Source organism: Phaeovulum molybdatiresistens, from assembly GCF_023544865.1.
Lineage (GTDB): Bacteria > Pseudomonadota > Alphaproteobacteria > Rhodobacterales > Rhodobacteraceae > Pontitalea.
The window spans coordinates 24,901-41,962 of sequence record NZ_JAMJFX010000005.1 but is presented as its reverse complement, the minus strand read 5'-3'; the positions used below and the strand labels follow the sequence as shown (position 1 = coordinate 41,962).

The following is a 17,062-nucleotide window of genomic DNA, read 5'->3' as shown; positions in this document are numbered from 1 at the left end:
CAGATCCTCCGCATGCCCGCCTCACCGGCGGGCGTCAAATGGGTTCGCTGACCTTTGGAAACAGAACGGGCCAGCGTTCGTTTTGTGTATCGTTTGAAATCGAGGCGGCCTTCCACCGCCCCGCATCCCGCCGCAGGGTCAGAACCGAGCGGAAGGGGGGAATGATCTCGGTATCGCCGGCCAGGGTGCGGGTCACATAGCTGCCCACGATCACGCCGGGGCCCAGTTGCAGGATCGCATGCGCCCTGCGGTCCAGCCGCGTGACGCCAAGATCCTGCATCGTGGCGGCAAAGCCCTCGAACCCCTCTTCCAGTTGGTCGCGGCAGGTCACCCAGATCGTGGCGACCCCGGTCATCAGCGTGAAGGGCAGGATGATCTGCTCGGCGTAACCGTCGAAATCCTCGGTCATCACACAGCGGCTGACCGCGTCGAGATGGCCTTGAAAGATCTGCAGGCTCATGGCGCCGGGGTCCTGGGCAATCACGCGCAGGCCCGGCCCGATCGGGCAGGGGCAACGCTGGGTTGACAGTTCTCAACCAATGATTGCAGCGCGCATGCAGATTATCAAGTCGATAAAATTCGCCTGCGGCTGGCCAGACCCCGGCCATCGCGCCCTCAGACCCGCTCGATGATGGTGGCGGCGCCCATGCCGGATGCGATGCACAGCGTGGCAAGCCCCGTGGACAGGTCGCGCCGTTCCAGTTCATCCAGAAGGGTGCCGATGATGATCGCCCCGGTCGCGCCCAGCGGATGGCCCAGTGCGATGGCCCCACCGTTCACATTGAACTTCGCAGGATCCACCCCGAACGCCTGCTGGAACCGCAGAACCACGGCGGCGAAGGCCTCATTGACCTCGAACAGGTCGATGTCGGATATGGCCATGCCGCTGTCGGCCAGGATCTTTTCCGTCACCGGCACCGGCCCGGTCAGCATGATAGTGGGATCGGTGCCGATCTTGGCCGTGGCGCGGATGCGCGCGCGCGGCTTCAGGCCCATCGCCTCGCCGAATTCGCGGTTGCCGATCAGCACGGCCGCCGCGCCATCGACGATGCCCGAACTGTTGCCGGCGTGGTGGATATGCTCAATCCGCTCAAGATGAGGATATTTCATCAGCGCGACCTTGTCGAAGCCGGGCATCACCTCACCCATGTCCTTGAAGGCAGGCTTCAGCGCTGCCAACCCCTCGGCGGTGGTGTCCGGGCGCAGGTATTCGTCGCGGTCTAGGATCACCACGCCGTTCTGGTCCACCACCGGGACGATGGAACGGGCAAACCGATCCTCGGCCCAGGCCGCAGCGGCGCGGCGCTGGCTTTCCAGTGCCAGCGCATCCGCCTGTTCGCGGCTGAACCCGAATTGCGTGGCGATGATATCGGCCGAAATGCCCTGGGGGACGAAATAGGTCTTCATCGCCAGGCTGGGGTCCACGGCAATCGCGGCCCCGTCGCTGCCCATTGCGACGCGGCCCATCATCTCGACCCCGCCAGCGATATAGGCGCGTCCCGCCCCGCCGCGGATCTGGTTTGCGGCCAGGTTCACCGCCTCCATCCCGCTGGCGCAGAAGCGGTTGATCGACAGGCCGGGGATGCGTTCGTCCAGATCCGACAGCAGCACCGCCGAGCGCGCAAGGCAGCCGCCCTGTTCGCCCACCTGGGTGACATTGCCCCAGATCACATCCTCGACGGCATGGCCGTCCAGCCCGTTGCGGGCCTTCACCGCGTTCAGAAGGCGCGCCGACAGCGCGACCGAGGTCACTTCATGCAGGCTTCCGTCCGCCCGCCCCTTGCCGCGCGGCGTGCGGCAGGCGTCATAGATATAGGCTTCGGTCATGGCTTCCTCCGTCTCAAATCGGGGCCCGGTCGGCAGGGCTGCCGGGCATCAGGTCATAAGGATGCTGCCAGCCGGGCAGGGCCGCGATGCGGTCCAGCCAGCGGTCGATATTGGGCAGCGCCTTGCGTTCGAAGCTGAACGGCTCGGGGTAGAACAGATAGCCGCAGCAGGCGGTATCGGCGATCGTTGGGGTGTCGCCCACGATCCAGTTGCGCCCGTCCAGATGGCGTTCCAGCGTCTTGAGCGCGGCGGCCACGCGCCCAGAAAGCCAGCCGATCGCTTCCATCGGCCGCTTTTCCTCGGGCAGGAAGTTCATCAAGAAGCGCAGCGTGCCCGCCTGGCCGGACATCTTGTGATTGTCCCAGAACAGCCAGCGCAGAACCTCGGCCCGGTCCTCGGGGCGGCCCATCAGCTTGCCGGTGGTTTCGCCGACATGAAGCTGGATCACGCCCGATTGGGTTAGAACGCGGTCCCCTTCAACCAGCACCGGCACCTCGCCCATCTCATTGATGGCAAGGAAATCGGGGCTGCGCGTTGCGCCGTGGAAAAAATCCACGAAGACCGGGTCCCAGTCATAGCCGGCCAGCGTCATCGTCAGCGCCGCCTTGTAGGCATTTCCGCTTTCGCCAAAGCAGTAAAGTTTCGCGCGCATGTTCCCCTCCCATCGTTGCGCCGGTTTTCGGCGCTGGAATTGAGTATTTTTGCCAAGAAGAAGCGGCAAAGCGATCGTTTCTAACCTTTCCGTAACCTTGTTCTGCGACCCATGGTCCCGCGGTACAGGCTGGAGAGCCGATGACCGCCCAAGGAGAAGCGTCCCCGATCCCCTGTGGTGCGCCCACTTAGGCCCGACCGGGGCAGGGATCGGGGCGCGATGCCTGCTTCTTCTTGGTCCAAATACTCATTCGACCGCGTCATCCGATCACGCCTTCCGGTCTTCCAGCTCGGCCTTGAACAGGCGCAGGCGGTGCGACAGGTTTTCCTGATGCACGACGGAACCGAAATGCTCGAACAGGAAGCTTAGCGCCTCATCCGGGGTGATCCCGGCCTCCTGCGCGAAGCGGTGCAGGTTGCGATACGCGTCATTGCTGAGCGCGACGGGAAAGCGGCGGGTCAGGCGCAGGCGTTTGGGCATCAGGATCTCCGGGATGGGGGCGGGGGCGCCGCGGTTCGTTGCCCGAAGCTTAGAATGCCTCGACCGGCAGCGCCATGACCGGGTCGGCCCCGCTTTCGATCCGCGCAAGGTGGAGCGCGGTCGCGGGCAGGCAGCGCGCCATGTAGAAGCGGCCCGTGGCAATCTTGGCCTCGTAAAAGGCCTTGTCCGCCGCCCCAGATTCCAGTGCCACCGTGGCGGCCTTGGCGGCGCGCGCCCACATCAGGCCCAGGCAGACATGCCCCATCAGATGCATGAAGTCATATGACCCGGCCAGCGCCGCATTGGGATTCTTCATGCCGTTCTGCATGAAGAACATGGCCGCCGCCTGCAGATCCTTCGACGCCTTTTTCAGCGGGTCGAGGAAGGCTGCCTTCAGCGCGGCGTCATCCTCATTTTCCTTGAGGAAGGTTTTGACCATCTCGAAGAAGGCCATGACGTGCTTGCCGCCATCGGCGGCCAGCTTGCGCCCGACCAGGTCCAGCGCCTGCACGCCGTTCGCGCCTTCGTAGATCATGGCAATGCGCGCATCGCGGACGAATTGCGACATGCCCCATTCCTCGATGTAGCCATGCCCACCATAGACCTGCTGGGCCTGCACCGCCATGTCGAAGCCCTTGTCGGTCAGGAAGCCCTTGATTACCGGCGTCAGCAGCGAGATCAGCCCCTCGGCATCGGCATCCCCCATCCGGTGGCTGCGGTCGATCAGATGCGCGCCCCAGAAGGTGAAGGCCCGCGCGCCTTCGACAAAAGCCTTTTGTTCCATCAGGTTGCGGCGGATGTCGGGATGCACGATCAGCGGATCGGCGGGGCCGGTGGGGTTTTCCGCCCCGGTCACGGCGCGGCCCTGCAGGCGGTCCTTGGCATAGGCCACCGCGTTCTGATAGGCGGCCACGGCCACGGCATAGCCCTGCAGGCCCACGCCCAGGCGTGCCTCGTTCATCATGGTGAACATGGCGCGCATGCCCTTGTGCAGATCGCCCAGCAGGAAGCCGGTGGCGCCATCATAGTTCATCACGCAGGTGGCATTGCCGTGAATGCCCATCTTTTCCTCGATCTTGCCGACCGAGACGGCGTTGCGCGCGCCAAGCGATCCGTCGGCATTGACCAGGAATTTCGGCACGATGAAGAGCGAGATGCCCTTGGTCCCCTCGCCCCCGCCGGGTGCCTTGGCCAGCACCAGGTGGATGATGTTGTCCGCCAGGTCATGTTCCCCGGCCGAGATGAAGATCTTTTGCCCGGTGATCTTGTAGCTGCCATCCGCCTGCGGTTCGGCCCGGGTGCGCATCAGCCCCAGATCGGTGCCGCAATGCGGTTCGGTCAGGTTCATGGTACCTGTCCAGTCGCAAGAAACCATCTTGGGCAGATAGGTGCGTTTCTGCTCGTCCGTGCCGTGGGTGTGGATCGCCGAATAGGCGCCGTGGGTCAGGCCCTGATACATGTTGAAGGCCATGTTGGCCGCAACGAACATCTCGCTTACGGCGCAGTTCATCAGATAGGGCATGCCCTGACCGCCAAAGTCGGGGTCACAGTCCAGCGCGGTCCAGCCGCCGTCCTTCATCGCGGCAAAGGCGGTGTCAAAGCCTTCGGGCGTGCGCACCACGCCGTTGTCCATCACGCAGCCCTGGGTGTCGCCCACGGCGTTCAGGGGGGCCAGAACATCGGCGCTGACCTTGCCGGCCGCGTCCAGCACCGCCTCGGTGAAGTCGCGTTCCAGATCGGCGTAACCGGGCACGCCGGTTTCGGTGACCTTCAGAACCTCGTGCAGAACGAACTGCATGTCCTTCGTGGGGGCGGTATAGCTGGGCATCGGTCGTCTCTCCCTTGCAAATGTGTCAGGCGACGGGGGCGGCGGCGTTCATGCTTGCCAGTTCCCGTTCGCCCCAGTCGATCTGTTCGCTCAGCTCGGCGATGGCCTGACCAAGCTCATCGCGCTGGCGCTGCATGGCGGCCAGGCGTTCGCGGGCAACATCCAGCGTGCGGGCAAGTTGGGCCTGTTGCTGGTCGCCCATCGCATACATGTCCAGCAGCTGCCGGATATCTTCCAGGCTGAAGCCGAAGCGCTTGCCGCGCAGGATCAGCTTCAGCCGCGCCCGGTCGCGCCGCGTGAACAGGCGCCTCTGCCCTTCCCGGATCGGGAACAGAAGCTCCTTGGCTTCGTAAAAGCGAAGCGTGCGCGGCGTCACTTGGAATGCATCGCACATTTCGCGGATCGTCATCAGGTCTTCACTCATCTCTCTGTCCTGCCTCTCAGGTCGCCGGTCCTTGCGTCACCCGGGGCAGATCCGGTCTATGCCCCCTTGATACAAGCGAAGTTGACGTTCGCGTCACTGTAACGTCGCGTCAAAACTTTGCTGACGTAATGTCAGACAAACTTTACCCTAAGGTAAAGCAATTTTCCAAGCCGACCAGATCGGCCAGCGCCGCGCGTCAGGCGTGAAGGGCGGGGATCAACGCTTCAGGGAATCAGCCACCTGATCACGCAGCGCGCGCAGATCGGCGATCGTCACGTCCAGGTCGTCGCGCTGGCGCGTCAGCACGTCCAGCTGGCGATCGGCCAGTTCGACCCAGACCCGATTTTGTTCCTCGGTGCCCATCTGGTCATAGATCAGCAGCCACTGGCGCAGCTCTTCCAGGCTGAAGCCGAAGCGCCGCCCGCGCAGGATCAGCGTCATGCGCGCAATTTCGCGGGGGCCGTAGAACCGGGCGCGGCCTTCCTTCTGCGGCGACAGCAGCTCGATATATTCATAATAGCGCAGCGTCCGTGGGGTCACCTCGAAGCGTGCGCACATGTCCTTGAAGCTCAGTCGTTCCGCCATCGGTGCCTCCTGCTCGGGCGAAAGCTAGCGCGCGGGCGGGGCAAGCTCAACCGCATTGGGGGGCACGGCGGATCAGGGGGTTGCAGAGCCGCGCCGCTGGCGGGATAGTTGGGCCATCGCAGCTTTGGCATCAACCCAAGGATTAACCATGCCCGATTACGATACCATGCGCGTATCTGATCCCGAGAGGGTCAAGCGTGCAGCCCAAGATTTCATAGAAGCCATCCCCCATGCCCGCGCCTGCAACATGCACATCGAACAGGTCGGGGGCGGTTCTGCCGCGATATCGATGCCCTACGATTTGCGGCTGGTGGGGGACCCACGTACGGGTGTGGTGCATGGCGGCGCGGTTTCGGCCCTAATGGATACCTGTTGCGGTGCGGCGGTCCTTTCGCATCCGGACGGGCCGTCGGCCTCGGCCACCATTGACTTGCGAATTGACTATATGCGTGCAGCCACCCCGGGTCAGCGCATCATCGCACGGGCCACTTGCCATCATATCACCCGCAGCGTCGCATTTGTACGCGCCACCGCCCATGATGAGGAGGAGGACGGCCCCCCCGTCGCCACTGCAACCGGCGCCTTTACCGCCGATCGTTCCCCCGCCGCCTCATGATCCGTCCCAAACCTGAATCCGTCGAGATTGTCCACCAACGCCGCGATGCTGCGCTGCGTGCGCTGGTATCCGGCGTACCCTATATCCAGTTTCTGGGCATCGAAGTCGAACGCCGCGGCGATGAGCTGACGGCGATCTTGCCCTTCGACGAAAAGCTGATCGGCAATCCGATGCTGCCCGCGCTGCATGGCGGCGTCACCGCGGCCTTCCTTGAGGTCGCCGCGATCATTGAGCTAAGCTGGTCAACCCTGTGGGAAGACGTGGAAAGCGGTCGGATCGCCCTGTCCGGGCTTGATTCGCTGCACATGCCGCGCCTGCCCAAGACCATCGACTTCACGCTTGATTACCTGCGATCGGGCCTGCCGCGTGACGCCTATGCGCGCGCGCGCGTCAATCGGTCGGGCCGGCGCTACGCCAGCGTCCATGTCGAGGCGTGGCAGGACAACCGCGCGCGCTTGTTCGCACAGGGCACCGGCCATTTCCTGATGCCCGACCGCGACCTGCCTGACCCCGCGGATCAGGCCCGGCGTTGACCGAGCCGATCGGCAATCGCCGCGTTCTGGCGATCGCCCTGCCTATCGTGCTGTCGAATGCGACGGTGCCGATCCTGGGGGCGGTCGATACCGCCGTGGTCGGGCAGCTGGGACAGCCCGCGCCGATCGGGGCGGTTGGTATCGGCGCAATCATCCTGGTCTCGCTCTACTGGGTCTTTGGCTTTCTGCGCATGGGCACGTCCGGGCTGGTCGCGCAGGCGCATGGCGCAGGCGACCGGGCCGAGGTCGCGGCCGGCCTGATGCGCGCGCTGCTGGTGGCAGGCGCGGCCGGGCTTGCGCTGATCACCCTGCAGGGACCGCTTTTCACCGCCGCCTTTCACCTTGCCCCCGCCTCGGACCAGGTTGAAACGCTGGCGCAATCCTATCTGGCGCTGCGCATCTGGGGGGCCCCGGCCACCATCGCGCTTTACGCCCTGACCGGCTGGCTGATCGCCCTGGAACGGACGCGGGCGGTTCTGGTGATCCAGCTGTGGATGAACGGGCTGAATGTGGTGCTGGATCTTTGGTTCGTGCTGGGCCTTGGCTGGGGGGTGCCCGGTGTTGCCGCTGCCACACTGATCGCGGAATGGTCAGGCGTGGCGCTGGCATTGGTCCTGGCGCGCAGCGCCTTCGCGGGCGGCTATTGGCGCGACGCGGCCCGGGTCTTTGATCGGCCAAGCCTGTGGCGCATGGCGCGGGTCAATACCGACATCATGATCCGCTCGATCCTGTTGCAGGCCAGCTTCACCACCTTCCTGTTTCTGGGCGCGGCGCAGGGGGATGTGCGGCTTGCCGCCAATCAGGTGCTTCTGCAATTCCTGGAAATCACCGCCTATGCGCTCGATGGCTTTGCCTTCGCCGCCGAGGCGCTGGTGGGCCAGGCCGTGGGCGCCCGATCGGTGCCGCGCTTGCGCCGGGCCGCCATCGTCACCGCGCAATGGGGCGTGGGCGGGGCGGCGCTGCTGGCCCTTGCGTTCTTCCTTGCCGGCCCCGCAATCATCGATCTGATGACCACCGCCCCCGAGGTTCGCCAGACCGCGCGCGATTACCTACCCTGGCTGGTGGTCGCCCCGCTGATCGGCATCGCCAGCTGGATGTTCGACGGCATCTTCATCGGTGCCACGCTGACACGCGAAATGCGCAATGCCATGCTGCTTTCGGTCGCGATCTACGCCGCGGCACTTGCCGCGCTGGTGCCGACTTTCGGGAATCACGGCCTTTGGGCCGCGCTGATGGTCCTGAATGCCACGCGCGGCCTGACGATGGCGCGCCTTTACCCGCGCGCGGAAGACAGGGCAGGCGCCTGATGCCCCTTCATCTTGCCCGAAATACCTCGGGGGTGCGGGGGCAGCGCCCCCGCCGCGCGCTTAGCGCGACCGCACCATCCCCATGATCTCATAGGTCCGTTCCAGGATCGGCCGGGCGATCGCATCGGCGCGCGCGGCGCCTTCGCCCAGGATCCGGTCGATCTCGGCCGGGTCGGTGGCCAGGCGCTTCATCTCGGTGCTGATCGGTTCCAGCTTGGCCACCGCCAGATCGGCCAGCGCGGGCTTGAAGGTGCCGAACTGGGCACCGGCGAAATCGGCGATCACCTGTTCGGGCGTGTGCCCGGCCAGGGCGGCATAGATGTTGACCAGATTGCGCGCTTCGGGGCGGTCTTTCAGCCCGTCCAGCGTCTCGGGCAGCGGCTCGGGGTCGGTCTTGGCCTTGCGGATCTTTTTCGCGATCGCATCGGCATCATCGGTCAGGTTGATCCGGCTGGCGTCCGAAGGGTCGGATTTCGACATCTTCTTCGTGCCGTCACGCAGGCTCATGACCCGGGTCGCCGCGCCTTCGATCACCGATTCCGGGATCGGGAAGAAATCGGTCTTGTAATCGTGGTTGAACTTGGCCGCGATGTCGCGGGTCAGTTCCACATGCTGTTTCTGGTCCTCGCCCACCGGCACCTGCGTCGCGTGATACAGCAAGATGTCCGCCGCCATCAGCGAGGGGTAGGCATAAAGCCCAAGGCTTACATGTTCGGTATTCTTGCCGGCCTTGTCCTTGAACTGCGTCATGCGGTTCATCCAGCCAAGCCGCGCGACGCAGTTGAACAGCCAGCCCAGTTCAGCATGCGCGCCGACCTGGCTTTGGTTGAACAGGATCGACCGCGACGGGTCCACGCCCGCGGCGATAAAGCCCGCCGCGGCCTCGCGCGTCTGGCGGCGCAGCGCCTCGGGGTCCTGCCAGACGGTGATCGCATGCAGGTCGACCAGGCAATAGATCGTCTCGATCCCCTCGTCCTGCTTTTCGGCGAACCGCTTCAGCGCGCCCAGATAGTTGCCCAGCGTCAACCCGCCCGAGGGCTGGATGCCGGAAAAGATCCGGGGCTTGAAGGCGGCATTGGGGGTCTGGGCTTCGGCGGTCATGGTCACGCTCCGATCCGGCGGGCTGGAAATCTGCTCCCCGCTCGCTTATCGCTAAAGCGCGCGGGGCGTCAACCGGACCCCGGCTGTGGGAGAGTGCCGATGCGCGAAGGCTTTGACGAACATCCGATCAATCCGTTGCCGCCGGTGGTCTGGCTGCTAGCGCTGCCGATCATCGCGGGGGAACTGGCCTTCGGGCTGGGGCAGGCGGGGTTCGCGGGGGAACTGGCGCGCGGCTGGCGGCTGGATGCGCTGCAGCGGTTTGCCTTCGCGCCCGACATCTTCCGCGCGATGATTGATCAGGGCGTCTGGCCCGTGAACCATCTGGCGCGCATCCTGGCATACCCCTTCGTCCATGCCTCGCTGACCCATGCGCTGATGGTGCTGGTCTTCATCCTGGCCCTTGGCAAGATGGTGGGCGAGCTGTTTTCCCTGCCCGCCGTGTTGGCGGTGTTTTTCGGCGCGGCTGGCGCGGGGGCGGCGGCCTATGCGCTGGTGCCGGGTATGACCACGCCGATCTATGGCGGCTATCCGGCGGTTTATGGCCTGGTGGGGGCCTTCACCTGGATCCTTTGGACGCGTCTGGGCCAAAGCCATGACAACCGGGCCCGTGCCTTCACGCTGATCGGCTTTCTGCTGGGAATTCAGCTGATCTTTGGCCTCTTGTTCGGCACCAGCCCCGACTGGATCGCGGAACTGGTGGGCTTTGCCACGGGCTTTGGCCTGTCATTTCTGGTGGCGCCGGGCGGCTGGCGGCGCGCGGTGCAACGGATGCGCCAGCGCTGACCTAGCCTCGGCGGCGCAGAAGCCGCATCAGATCGGCGGCGCGATAGGCCCCGATCAACGCGCCGAGGCCGAAATAGACCGCCATGCCGGCCAAGCACAGACCCGCCAGCGCCAGGTAGCGCGATCCGGGCGCGACCAGCGCGGATTCCATCGCGCCCGCCAGCGCCCAAAGCGCCAGCCCCATCACCGCCGAGGCCGCAAGGATCCGCCACAGCCGCGACCAGAACCGCGCATCGGGCCGCGCCGCATCGCCCATCTGCCGCGCGCCGAACCACAACTGCGCCACCATCACCCAGCCCGAAACGCTGGTGGCCAATGCCGCCGCCATGAACCCCATCACCGGCATCATGCCTACGGCAAAGCCCGCGTTCACGATCATCGACCCGACCGCATACAGGAACGGGCGGCGCGTATCCTCGCGCGCGTAATACAGCGGTTGCAGCACCTTTTGCAGAACGAAGGCCGGCAGGCCCAGCCCATAGGCCGCCAGCGCCAGCGCGGTGGCGGTGGTATCGTCCGCGGTCCAGACACCCCGGTCATACAGGACAGAAATCAGCGGCGTTGCGATCACCACCAGCGCCACCGCCGCCGGAACGGTCAGGAACAGCGCGAATTCCGCCCCGCGCGAAAAGCTTTCCCGCCCCGCTACCGCATCGCCCGCGCGCAGTTGCCGCGACAGTGCGGGCAGCAGAACCGTGCCGATCGCAATGCCCACAACGCCCAAGGGCAGTTGATACAGCCGGTCGGCATAGGACAGCCAGGCCACCGCCCCTTCGGTGAAGGACGCGACCTGCCGCCCCACCAGCAGGTTGATCTGCACCACGCCGCCCGCCAGCACCGCAGGCCCCGCAATGATCAAAAGCCGCTTCAGATCCGGCGTCATCCGCGGCCAGCCCGGTCGCAGGGCGTAGCCCAGCCGGCGCGCAGAAAACCAGGTGAATGCCAGCTGCGCGATGCCGGTCAGCGGCACGGTCCAGGCCAGCGTCAGCCCCATGTCCCAGCCCGCCTGTGCGCCCAGCCACATGGCGGCGATGAACATCAGGTTCATCAGGACCGGCACAAAAGACGCTTCGGTGAACCGGCCAAAGGCGTTCAGCACCCCTGACAGCAGCGCCACAAGGCTGATGAACAGGATGTAGGAAAAGGCAATCCGCCCGAACAGCACCGCCATGTCAAAGCGCGCATCGCCCGCAAAGCCTGACGCCATCAGCCACACCAGCCCCGGCATTGCCAGCGTGCCGATGACGGTGAAGCCGATCAGCACCGCCGACAGGCCCGCGAAGGCATCCTGGGCAAAGGTCCGTGCATCTTCGCCCGCTTCCAGCTTTTTGGAAAAGATCGGCACGAAGGCCATGTTGAACGCGCCTTCGGCGAAAAAGCGACGGAACATGTTGGGCAGGGAAAAGGCGATCAGAAACGCCTCGGCCACCGGGCCCGCGCCCAGATAGGCCGCCATCATCACATCGCGGACAAAGCCCACCACGCGGCTGACCAGCGTCCAGCTGCCCACCGTCAGGAAACCCCGCATCAGCCGGATCGGCGCCATCAGCGTCCGGCCCTTTCCGCGCCCGCGCGGATCGCCTCGCGCAGCTTCTTGTCCAGTGCCTCTTGCTTGGCCTTGGAATGCAGCTTCAGGCCGAACATGTCCTTGACGTAGAAGGCATCCACCACCTGCGCGCCGAAGGTCGCGATGACGGCGCTGGCGATATAGATGTTGTTGGCCGCCAGCGTTCGCGTCAGGTCATACAGCAGGCCGGGGCGGTCGCGGGTGTCGACCTCGATGATCGTGTAGATTTCCGATCCCTCATTGTCGAAGGTGATATGGGTGGGAAAGCGGAATTCGCGTTCGCGCTTCTTGATCTTGTCGCGGTTGATCAGTGCATCGCGCGCCACCACTTCGCCCTTCAGCGTCTTTTCGATCATCTGGCGAAGGCGGGGCAGCTTGTCGGCCTCATAGGGGTGGCCCTCGGCGTCCTGCACCCAGAAGACGGCGGTGGCATAGCCGTCCTTGGACGTATAGGTGCGCGCATCCACCACATTCGCCCCCACCAGCGCCAGCGCGCCCGCAAGGCGGGAAAAGATGCCCGGATGATCGGCCAGTGCAAAGGCCGCGCGGGTGGCATCATGGTCGGGGTCGGGATGCAGGTCGATGCGGATTTCGTCATCGCCAATGCCGCGCAGCAGATGGGCAAAGACAACCTGCGTCGCCGTGGTCAGCCCCTGCCAGTAGGGCGCGTAATGGCGCGCCAGTTCGGCGCGCACCTCGCGCTGGTCCCAGTTGGCCAGGGCCTCACGCAGGGCGCGCTTGGATTCGCTTTCGCGTTTGTCGCGGTTGATCGCCTCCAGGCCGTTTTCCAGCACCTCGGCGGTTTCGGCGTGAAGACGGCGCAACAGCATCGCCTTCCAGTTGTTCCAGGTGCCGGGGCCCACGCCGCGAATGTCGCAGACCGTCAGAACCGTCAGCAGATCCAGCCGCTTCTTCGTCTTCACCGCCTTGGCAAAATCGCGCAGCGTCCGCGGGTCTGACAGGTCACGTTTTTGCGCCACGTCCGACATCAGCAGGTGATAGCGCACAAGCCATTCGACCGTTTCACATTCCTCGGGCGACAGACCCAGCCGCGGGGCGACCTTGCGCGCGATCTGGGCGCCCAGGATAGCGTGATCCTCGGGGCGGCCCTTGCCGATGTCATGCAAAAGCAGCGCCACATAAAGCACGCGGCGGTTCACCCCCGCCTTCAGGATGTGCGAGGAGACCGGCAGCTCCTCGACCAGTTCTTCCCGCTCGATCTGCGCCAGGGTGGAAATGCACTGGATCGTGTGTTCGTCCACCGTGTAGTGGTGATAGACGTTGAACTGCATCATCGCCACGATCGGTTCAAATTCCGGGATGAAGGCGGCCAGCACGCCCAGTTCGTTCATCCGCCGCAGCGCGCGTTCGGGGTTGCCGTGTTTCAGCAGCAGATCCAGAAAGATGCGCGTGGCTTCGCGGTCTTCGCGCAATGTGTCGTCGATCAGGTCCAGGTTCGCCGCCACAAGCCGCATCGCCTTGGGGTGGATCAGCATCCCGGTGCGCAGCGCCTCCTCGAACAGGCGCAACAGGTTCAGCGGATCGGTCAGGAAAGCCTGCGGATCGGCCACGTTGATGCGGTTGTTGTCGTCGAACCAGGGGCCTTTCAGCTTGCGCCGGCGGCGGAAGATGCGTTCCAGCATCGGCGCGCGCTTGACATGGCGGGCCTCCAACTCGGTCAGGAAGATGCGGGTGACCTCACCCACGCGGGTGGCGTGGCGGAAATAGTCCTGCATGAAGATTTCCACGCCGCGCCGGCCGGCCATGTCTTCATAGCCCATGCGGCGGGCCACCTCGACCTGCATGTCGAAGGTCAACTGGTCCGATGCGCGCCGCGCGATCAGGTGGAGATGGCAGCGCACCGCCCACAGGAAATCCTCGGCGCCGCGAAAATGTTCGTATTCTTCACGCGTGAAGACGCCCAGTGCGACCAGTTCGGCGGCCTTGTCGACCTGATGGATGTATTTCGCGATCCAGTAAAGCGTCTGCAGGTCGCGCAGCCCGCCCTTGCCCTCCTTCACGTTGGGTTCCAGCACGTAACGCTGGCCGCCTTGCCGCTTGTGGCGTTCGGTGCGCTCGATCAGTTTGGCTTCGATGAATTCGGCCCCGGTGCCGCGGAACAAATCGGCGCGCAGCCGTTCGCCCAGGTCTTCGGCCAGCGATTGCTGCCCGCCGATGAAGCGATGTTCCAGCAACGCGGTGCGGATCGTGTAATCCTCACGCCCAAGGCGGATGCAATCTTCGACCGTGCGCGCGGCATGGCCAACCTTCAGCTTCAGATCCCACAGCATGTAAAGCATGCTTTCGATCACGCTTTCGGCCCAGGGCGTGATCTTCCACGGCGTCAGGAACAGCAGGTCCACATCGGACCCCGGCGCCATTTCGGCCCGGCCATAGCCACCCACGGCGACCAGCGCGATCTGTTCGCCCTCGGTGGGGGTGGGCAGCGGGTGCAGCACCGTCAGCGCCACGCGCAGGATCGCGCGCACGATCCCGTCGGTCAGCGTCGCATAGGCGCGCACCGTGTCGCGCGCGGCGCGGGGATGGGTGGCAAATTCGGCCTCGACCGTGGCGGCGGCCTCTTCGCGGGCCTGTGCCAGGAATTTGACCGTGGCGGCGCGGATGTCACGGTCGTCGGTCAGCCCTGCGATGGCGGCATCGATCGCCCCATCCAGCGCGCTTTGATCCAGAAGCAGAGGCGCCCCGGCATCGGCCGGGGCGAAGGCGGTTGTGTCGGTCACGTTGGTGTCACTTCCTGAATCTGGCCTTGCTTGCGGCCCGCTCGCGGATCGGGGGACCAGGGTCAGAACCCGGCGCCCCGGAAGCTGCGCGGGGCCGGATCGATCACGCTGACCTGGCCGTTGCGCACCTCGGCCACGGCCAGACCGCGTTCATTGGTGCCATCGGGACGCAGGCGGAACACACCGCTGACACCGGCAAAGCCGGACCCCTGGGTCAGGCCCGCACGGGTCAGCGCATCGGGGCGGCCCGACCGCGCCAGCGCGCCGATCGCGGCAATCCCGTCATAGGCAAGGCCCGCGATCGGATGCGGCGCTTCACCATAGGCCGCCTGGAAGCGCGACTGGAACTGCTGGTTCAGCGCCGGATCGGGCAGGGCGAACCAGCCGCCCTGAACGCCCGGAAGGGCCAGCGTCGCGGGCGGGATATCCCAGCGCGTCAGGCCGATGAACTTGGTCGCGGCCGGGTCGACGCCCTGTTCGGACATCATCTGCGTCAGCAGCGGCAGCGCGCCCGCGGTGTCGGCCGTCAGGAACAGCGCGTCCACATCGCCCGCCTTCACCCGCGATGCGATGCCCGGCACGGCGCCGATCACGCCCTGCTGCGAGAACGGATAGCCCGCCTTGCCCGCCAGCGTTGCGCCGGACCGGCCGATGGCGCCCTCGATCGCGCGGGCGCCGATTTCACCGGCCGGGGTCTGTTCATGCACCAGCATGATCCGCCGCTTGCCCTTGGACGCGGCATAGGACACCAGCCGTTCGGCCGTGTTGGGGAAGGTCGGGCCCAGGACAAAGACGTTGCCGCCGGCAATATCGCTGTTGTTCGAGAAGGACAGCACGTTGACGTTGCGCGGCGCCACGGCAAGGCCTACGGCATTCGCGGCCTCGGCAAAGACCGGGCCAAGGATGATCTTGGCCCCTTCATCCACGGCACGCGTGGCGACCTGGGCGGCCTGCGCGGCATTGCCGCCGGTGTTGTAGACGCGCAGGTCGATGTCGACCCCCTGCAGATCGGCGATCGCCAGTTCCGCGGCCTGACGTAGCGACCGGGCGATCGTCTCTTCGCCCGCGCTGCCCGATCCGGCGGGGACCAGCAGCGCCACCTGCACCGCGGTGCCCGGTTCGATCCGCTGGCCGGCATTGCCGCCGACGGTCGAGACGGGCTCACAGGCGGCCAGCCAGAATGCGGACATCAGGGCCGTGATTCGCATCAGGGGCTTGCGGGGGGCGCGCAAAAGGGCAAACATGAAGCTATCCTCTGGTGATGGATCGGCAGGCAATATCGGAAAACCGTAAGCGTTTCCCGAACACAAGTAAACTTGGCAGGGGCGAGGAAGATCAACATGGCGCTGCAGACGCGGCATTCCGGCGGAACCCCGCCGGGCGCACTGGCCCCGGGACTTCATTTCATCGCCACCCCGATCGGGGCGGCCCGTGACATCACGCTGCGCGCGCTGGACATCCTGGCACAGGCCGATGTGATTGCCGCCGAGGATACGCGCACCCTGCGCCACCTGATGGACATCCACGGCGTCGCGCTGAACAACCGCCCGCTGATCGCCTATCACGATCACAACGGCGAGGTGGCGCGCCCCAAGTTGTTGCGCGCGCTGGCGGAAGGGAAAAGCGTGGCCTATGCCTCGGAGGCGGGAACCCCGCTGGTGGCGGACCCCGGGTTTCAGCTGGCCCGGGCGGCAATCGCGGCAGGTCACCCGGTGCTGGCCGCGCCGGGGCCATCGGCGGTGCTGGCCGCGCTGACGGTTTCCGGCTTGCCATCGGATCGGTTTTTGTTCGCAGGCTTCGCCCCTAATACGGACAGTGCCCGGCGCAAATGGCTGCGCGAATTCGCAAATGTGCCTGCGACACTTGTTTTTTATGAATCGCCCAAGCGCGTTAGCGAATTGTTAGATGCCCTTGTGACAGAGTTCGGAGAAGAGAGAGAGGCGGCGGTCTGCCGGGAATTGACGAAACGGTTCGAAGAGGTGCGCCGTGGCAGCCTGCGGGAATTGGCCGAGTCCTTCGCCGGGCAGCCCGTCAAAGGGGAGATCGTGGTCTTGGTCGACCGCGCGCGCGGGCGCCAGGCAAGTGCCGAGGATGTCGACCAGGCCCTGTCCGAACGCCTGGCGCGGATGAGTGTGAAAGATGCCGCTGCAGAGGTGGCCGAAGCCTTGGGCTTGCCCCGGCGCGAGGTTTACCAAAGGGCGCTTGCGCTGGAGAGAAAGTGATGTCGGGTGCTGTATCCTATCATGCCGGTCTGGCGGCCGAGGCCCAGGTTGCCGCCCATTACGTCAATACCGGGCGGCGCATCGCCGCGACCCGTTGGCGCGGGCGTTTCGGGGGCGAAGTCGATCTGATCGCACGGGAAGGCGACCGGATCGTGTTCATCGAGGTAAAGAAAGCCAGGACCCATGCCCAGGCTGCGGCACGGCTTTCGCCCCGTCAGATGGGCCGTATCCATGCGTCCGCCGCAGAATTCATCGGCAAGGAACCGATGGGTCAATTGACCGAAGTGCGCTTTGACGTGGCGCTGGTCGATGCCATCGGTCGGATCGACATCGTGGAAAATGCGTTTGCCCCGGGCTGACGGGACATTGCGTTACGCGTCGCGCTGGGCCATCAAG

Annotated in this window: 17 protein-coding genes; 6 read left to right on the top strand and 11 right to left on the bottom strand. The window is 65.4% G+C overall.

What is annotated here, in order from left to right:
- Nucleotides 1-34 precede the first annotated feature (34 nt).
- The 7 genes from MXB90_RS05340 to MXB90_RS05310 all read right to left on the bottom strand — a co-directional run bounded on the left by MXB90_RS05340 (nt 35) and on the right by MXB90_RS05310 (nt 5,796).
- Entirely contained in the window at nt 35-460 is a 426-nt protein-coding gene (locus tag MXB90_RS05340; protein WP_250042040.1) for a hypothetical protein, read from the bottom strand.
- Between the two features lie 155 nt (nt 461-615).
- On the bottom strand, nt 616-1,827 hold the full coding sequence (locus MXB90_RS05335; RefSeq protein WP_250042037.1) for an acetyl-CoA C-acetyltransferase: 1,212 nt from the start codon (nt 1,825-1,827) through the stop codon (nt 616-618).
- A gap of 13 nt (nt 1,828-1,840) precedes the next feature.
- Nucleotides 1,841-2,479: a glutathione S-transferase family protein gene (locus tag MXB90_RS05330; RefSeq protein ID WP_250042034.1), complete on the bottom strand. Its 639-nt coding sequence runs from the start codon at nt 2,477-2,479 to the stop codon at nt 1,841-1,843.
- A gap of 267 nt (nt 2,480-2,746) precedes the next feature.
- Nucleotides 2,747-2,959 carry a hypothetical protein gene (locus MXB90_RS05325; RefSeq protein WP_250042032.1) on the bottom strand — a complete coding sequence of 71 codons (213 nt, stop codon included), beginning with the start codon at nt 2,957-2,959 and terminating at the stop codon, nt 2,747-2,749.
- A gap of 49 nt (nt 2,960-3,008) precedes the next feature.
- Complete coding sequence (locus MXB90_RS05320; RefSeq protein WP_250042029.1) at nt 3,009-4,787, bottom strand: acyl-CoA dehydrogenase C-terminal domain-containing protein; 1,779 nt, start codon at nt 4,785-4,787, stop codon at nt 3,009-3,011.
- A gap of 25 nt (nt 4,788-4,812) precedes the next feature.
- Nucleotides 4,813-5,211 (bottom strand): MerR family transcriptional regulator, encoded by a 399-nt coding sequence (locus MXB90_RS05315; RefSeq protein WP_250042025.1) that lies wholly within the window; start codon nt 5,209-5,211, stop codon nt 4,813-4,815.
- A gap of 216 nt (nt 5,212-5,427) precedes the next feature.
- Nucleotides 5,428-5,796: a MerR family transcriptional regulator gene (locus tag MXB90_RS05310; protein ID WP_250042022.1), complete on the bottom strand. Its 369-nt coding sequence runs from the start codon at nt 5,794-5,796 to the stop codon at nt 5,428-5,430.
- Nucleotides 5,797-5,944: 148 nt separating this feature from the next.
- Here MXB90_RS05310 and MXB90_RS05305 point away from each other — a divergent pair, with 148 nt between their 5' ends.
- From MXB90_RS05305 to MXB90_RS05295, 3 genes are read left to right on the top strand one after another with little or no spacing between them, the layout of a single operon-like run.
- Nucleotides 5,945-6,412 carry a PaaI family thioesterase gene (locus tag MXB90_RS05305; protein ID WP_250042019.1) on the top strand — a complete coding sequence of 156 codons (468 nt, stop codon included), beginning with the start codon at nt 5,945-5,947 and terminating at the stop codon, nt 6,410-6,412.
- Entirely contained in the window at nt 6,409-6,945 is a 537-nt protein-coding gene (locus MXB90_RS05300; protein ID WP_250042017.1) for a PaaI family thioesterase, read from the top strand. The genes MXB90_RS05305 and MXB90_RS05300 overlap by 4 nt, the downstream gene beginning before the upstream one ends.
- Nucleotides 6,942-8,252 (top strand): MATE family efflux transporter, encoded by a 1,311-nt coding sequence (locus MXB90_RS05295; protein ID WP_250042015.1) that lies wholly within the window; start codon nt 6,942-6,944, stop codon nt 8,250-8,252. The genes MXB90_RS05300 and MXB90_RS05295 overlap by 4 nt, the downstream gene beginning before the upstream one ends.
- A 60-nt stretch (nt 8,253-8,312) precedes the next feature.
- Here MXB90_RS05295 and trpS read toward each other — a convergent pair whose 3' ends face one another.
- On the bottom strand, nt 8,313-9,353 hold the full coding sequence (trpS, locus tag MXB90_RS05290) for a tryptophan--tRNA ligase (protein WP_250042011.1): 1,041 nt from the start codon (nt 9,351-9,353) through the stop codon (nt 8,313-8,315).
- Between the two features lie 99 nt (nt 9,354-9,452).
- On the opposite strand from trpS, the gene MXB90_RS05285 reads away from it, so the two are divergent.
- Nucleotides 9,453-10,136, top strand: coding sequence for a rhomboid family intramembrane serine protease (locus MXB90_RS05285; protein ID WP_250042008.1), 684 nt, complete (start codon nt 9,453-9,455; stop codon nt 10,134-10,136).
- Nucleotide 10,137: 1 nt separating this feature from the next.
- Here the strand turns inward: MXB90_RS05285 and murJ are convergent, their stop codons facing one another.
- From murJ to MXB90_RS05270, 3 genes are all read right to left on the bottom strand, one after another.
- Entirely contained in the window at nt 10,138-11,682 is a 1,545-nt protein-coding gene (gene murJ, locus MXB90_RS05280; protein WP_250042005.1) for a murein biosynthesis integral membrane protein MurJ, read from the bottom strand.
- On the bottom strand, nt 11,682-14,444 hold the full coding sequence (locus tag MXB90_RS05275) for a [protein-PII] uridylyltransferase (RefSeq protein WP_250042003.1): 2,763 nt from the start codon (nt 14,442-14,444) through the stop codon (nt 11,682-11,684). Before MXB90_RS05275 ends, murJ begins: the two co-directional genes overlap by 1 nt.
- 62 nt (nt 14,445-14,506) lie before the next feature.
- On the bottom strand, nt 14,507-15,688 hold the full coding sequence (locus MXB90_RS05270) for a penicillin-binding protein activator (RefSeq protein ID WP_250041993.1): 1,182 nt from the start codon (nt 15,686-15,688) through the stop codon (nt 14,507-14,509).
- Between the two features lie 96 nt (nt 15,689-15,784).
- On the opposite strand from MXB90_RS05270, the gene rsmI reads away from it, so the two are divergent.
- Entirely contained in the window at nt 15,785-16,666 is an 882-nt protein-coding gene (gene rsmI, locus MXB90_RS05265; protein WP_250041991.1) for a 16S rRNA (cytidine(1402)-2'-O)-methyltransferase, read from the top strand.
- Nucleotides 16,666-17,025 carry a YraN family protein gene (locus MXB90_RS05260; protein WP_250041990.1) on the top strand — a complete coding sequence of 120 codons (360 nt, stop codon included), beginning with the start codon at nt 16,666-16,668 and terminating at the stop codon, nt 17,023-17,025. Before rsmI ends, MXB90_RS05260 begins: the two co-directional genes overlap by 1 nt.
- The last annotated feature ends 37 nt before the right edge of the window (nt 17,026-17,062 follow it).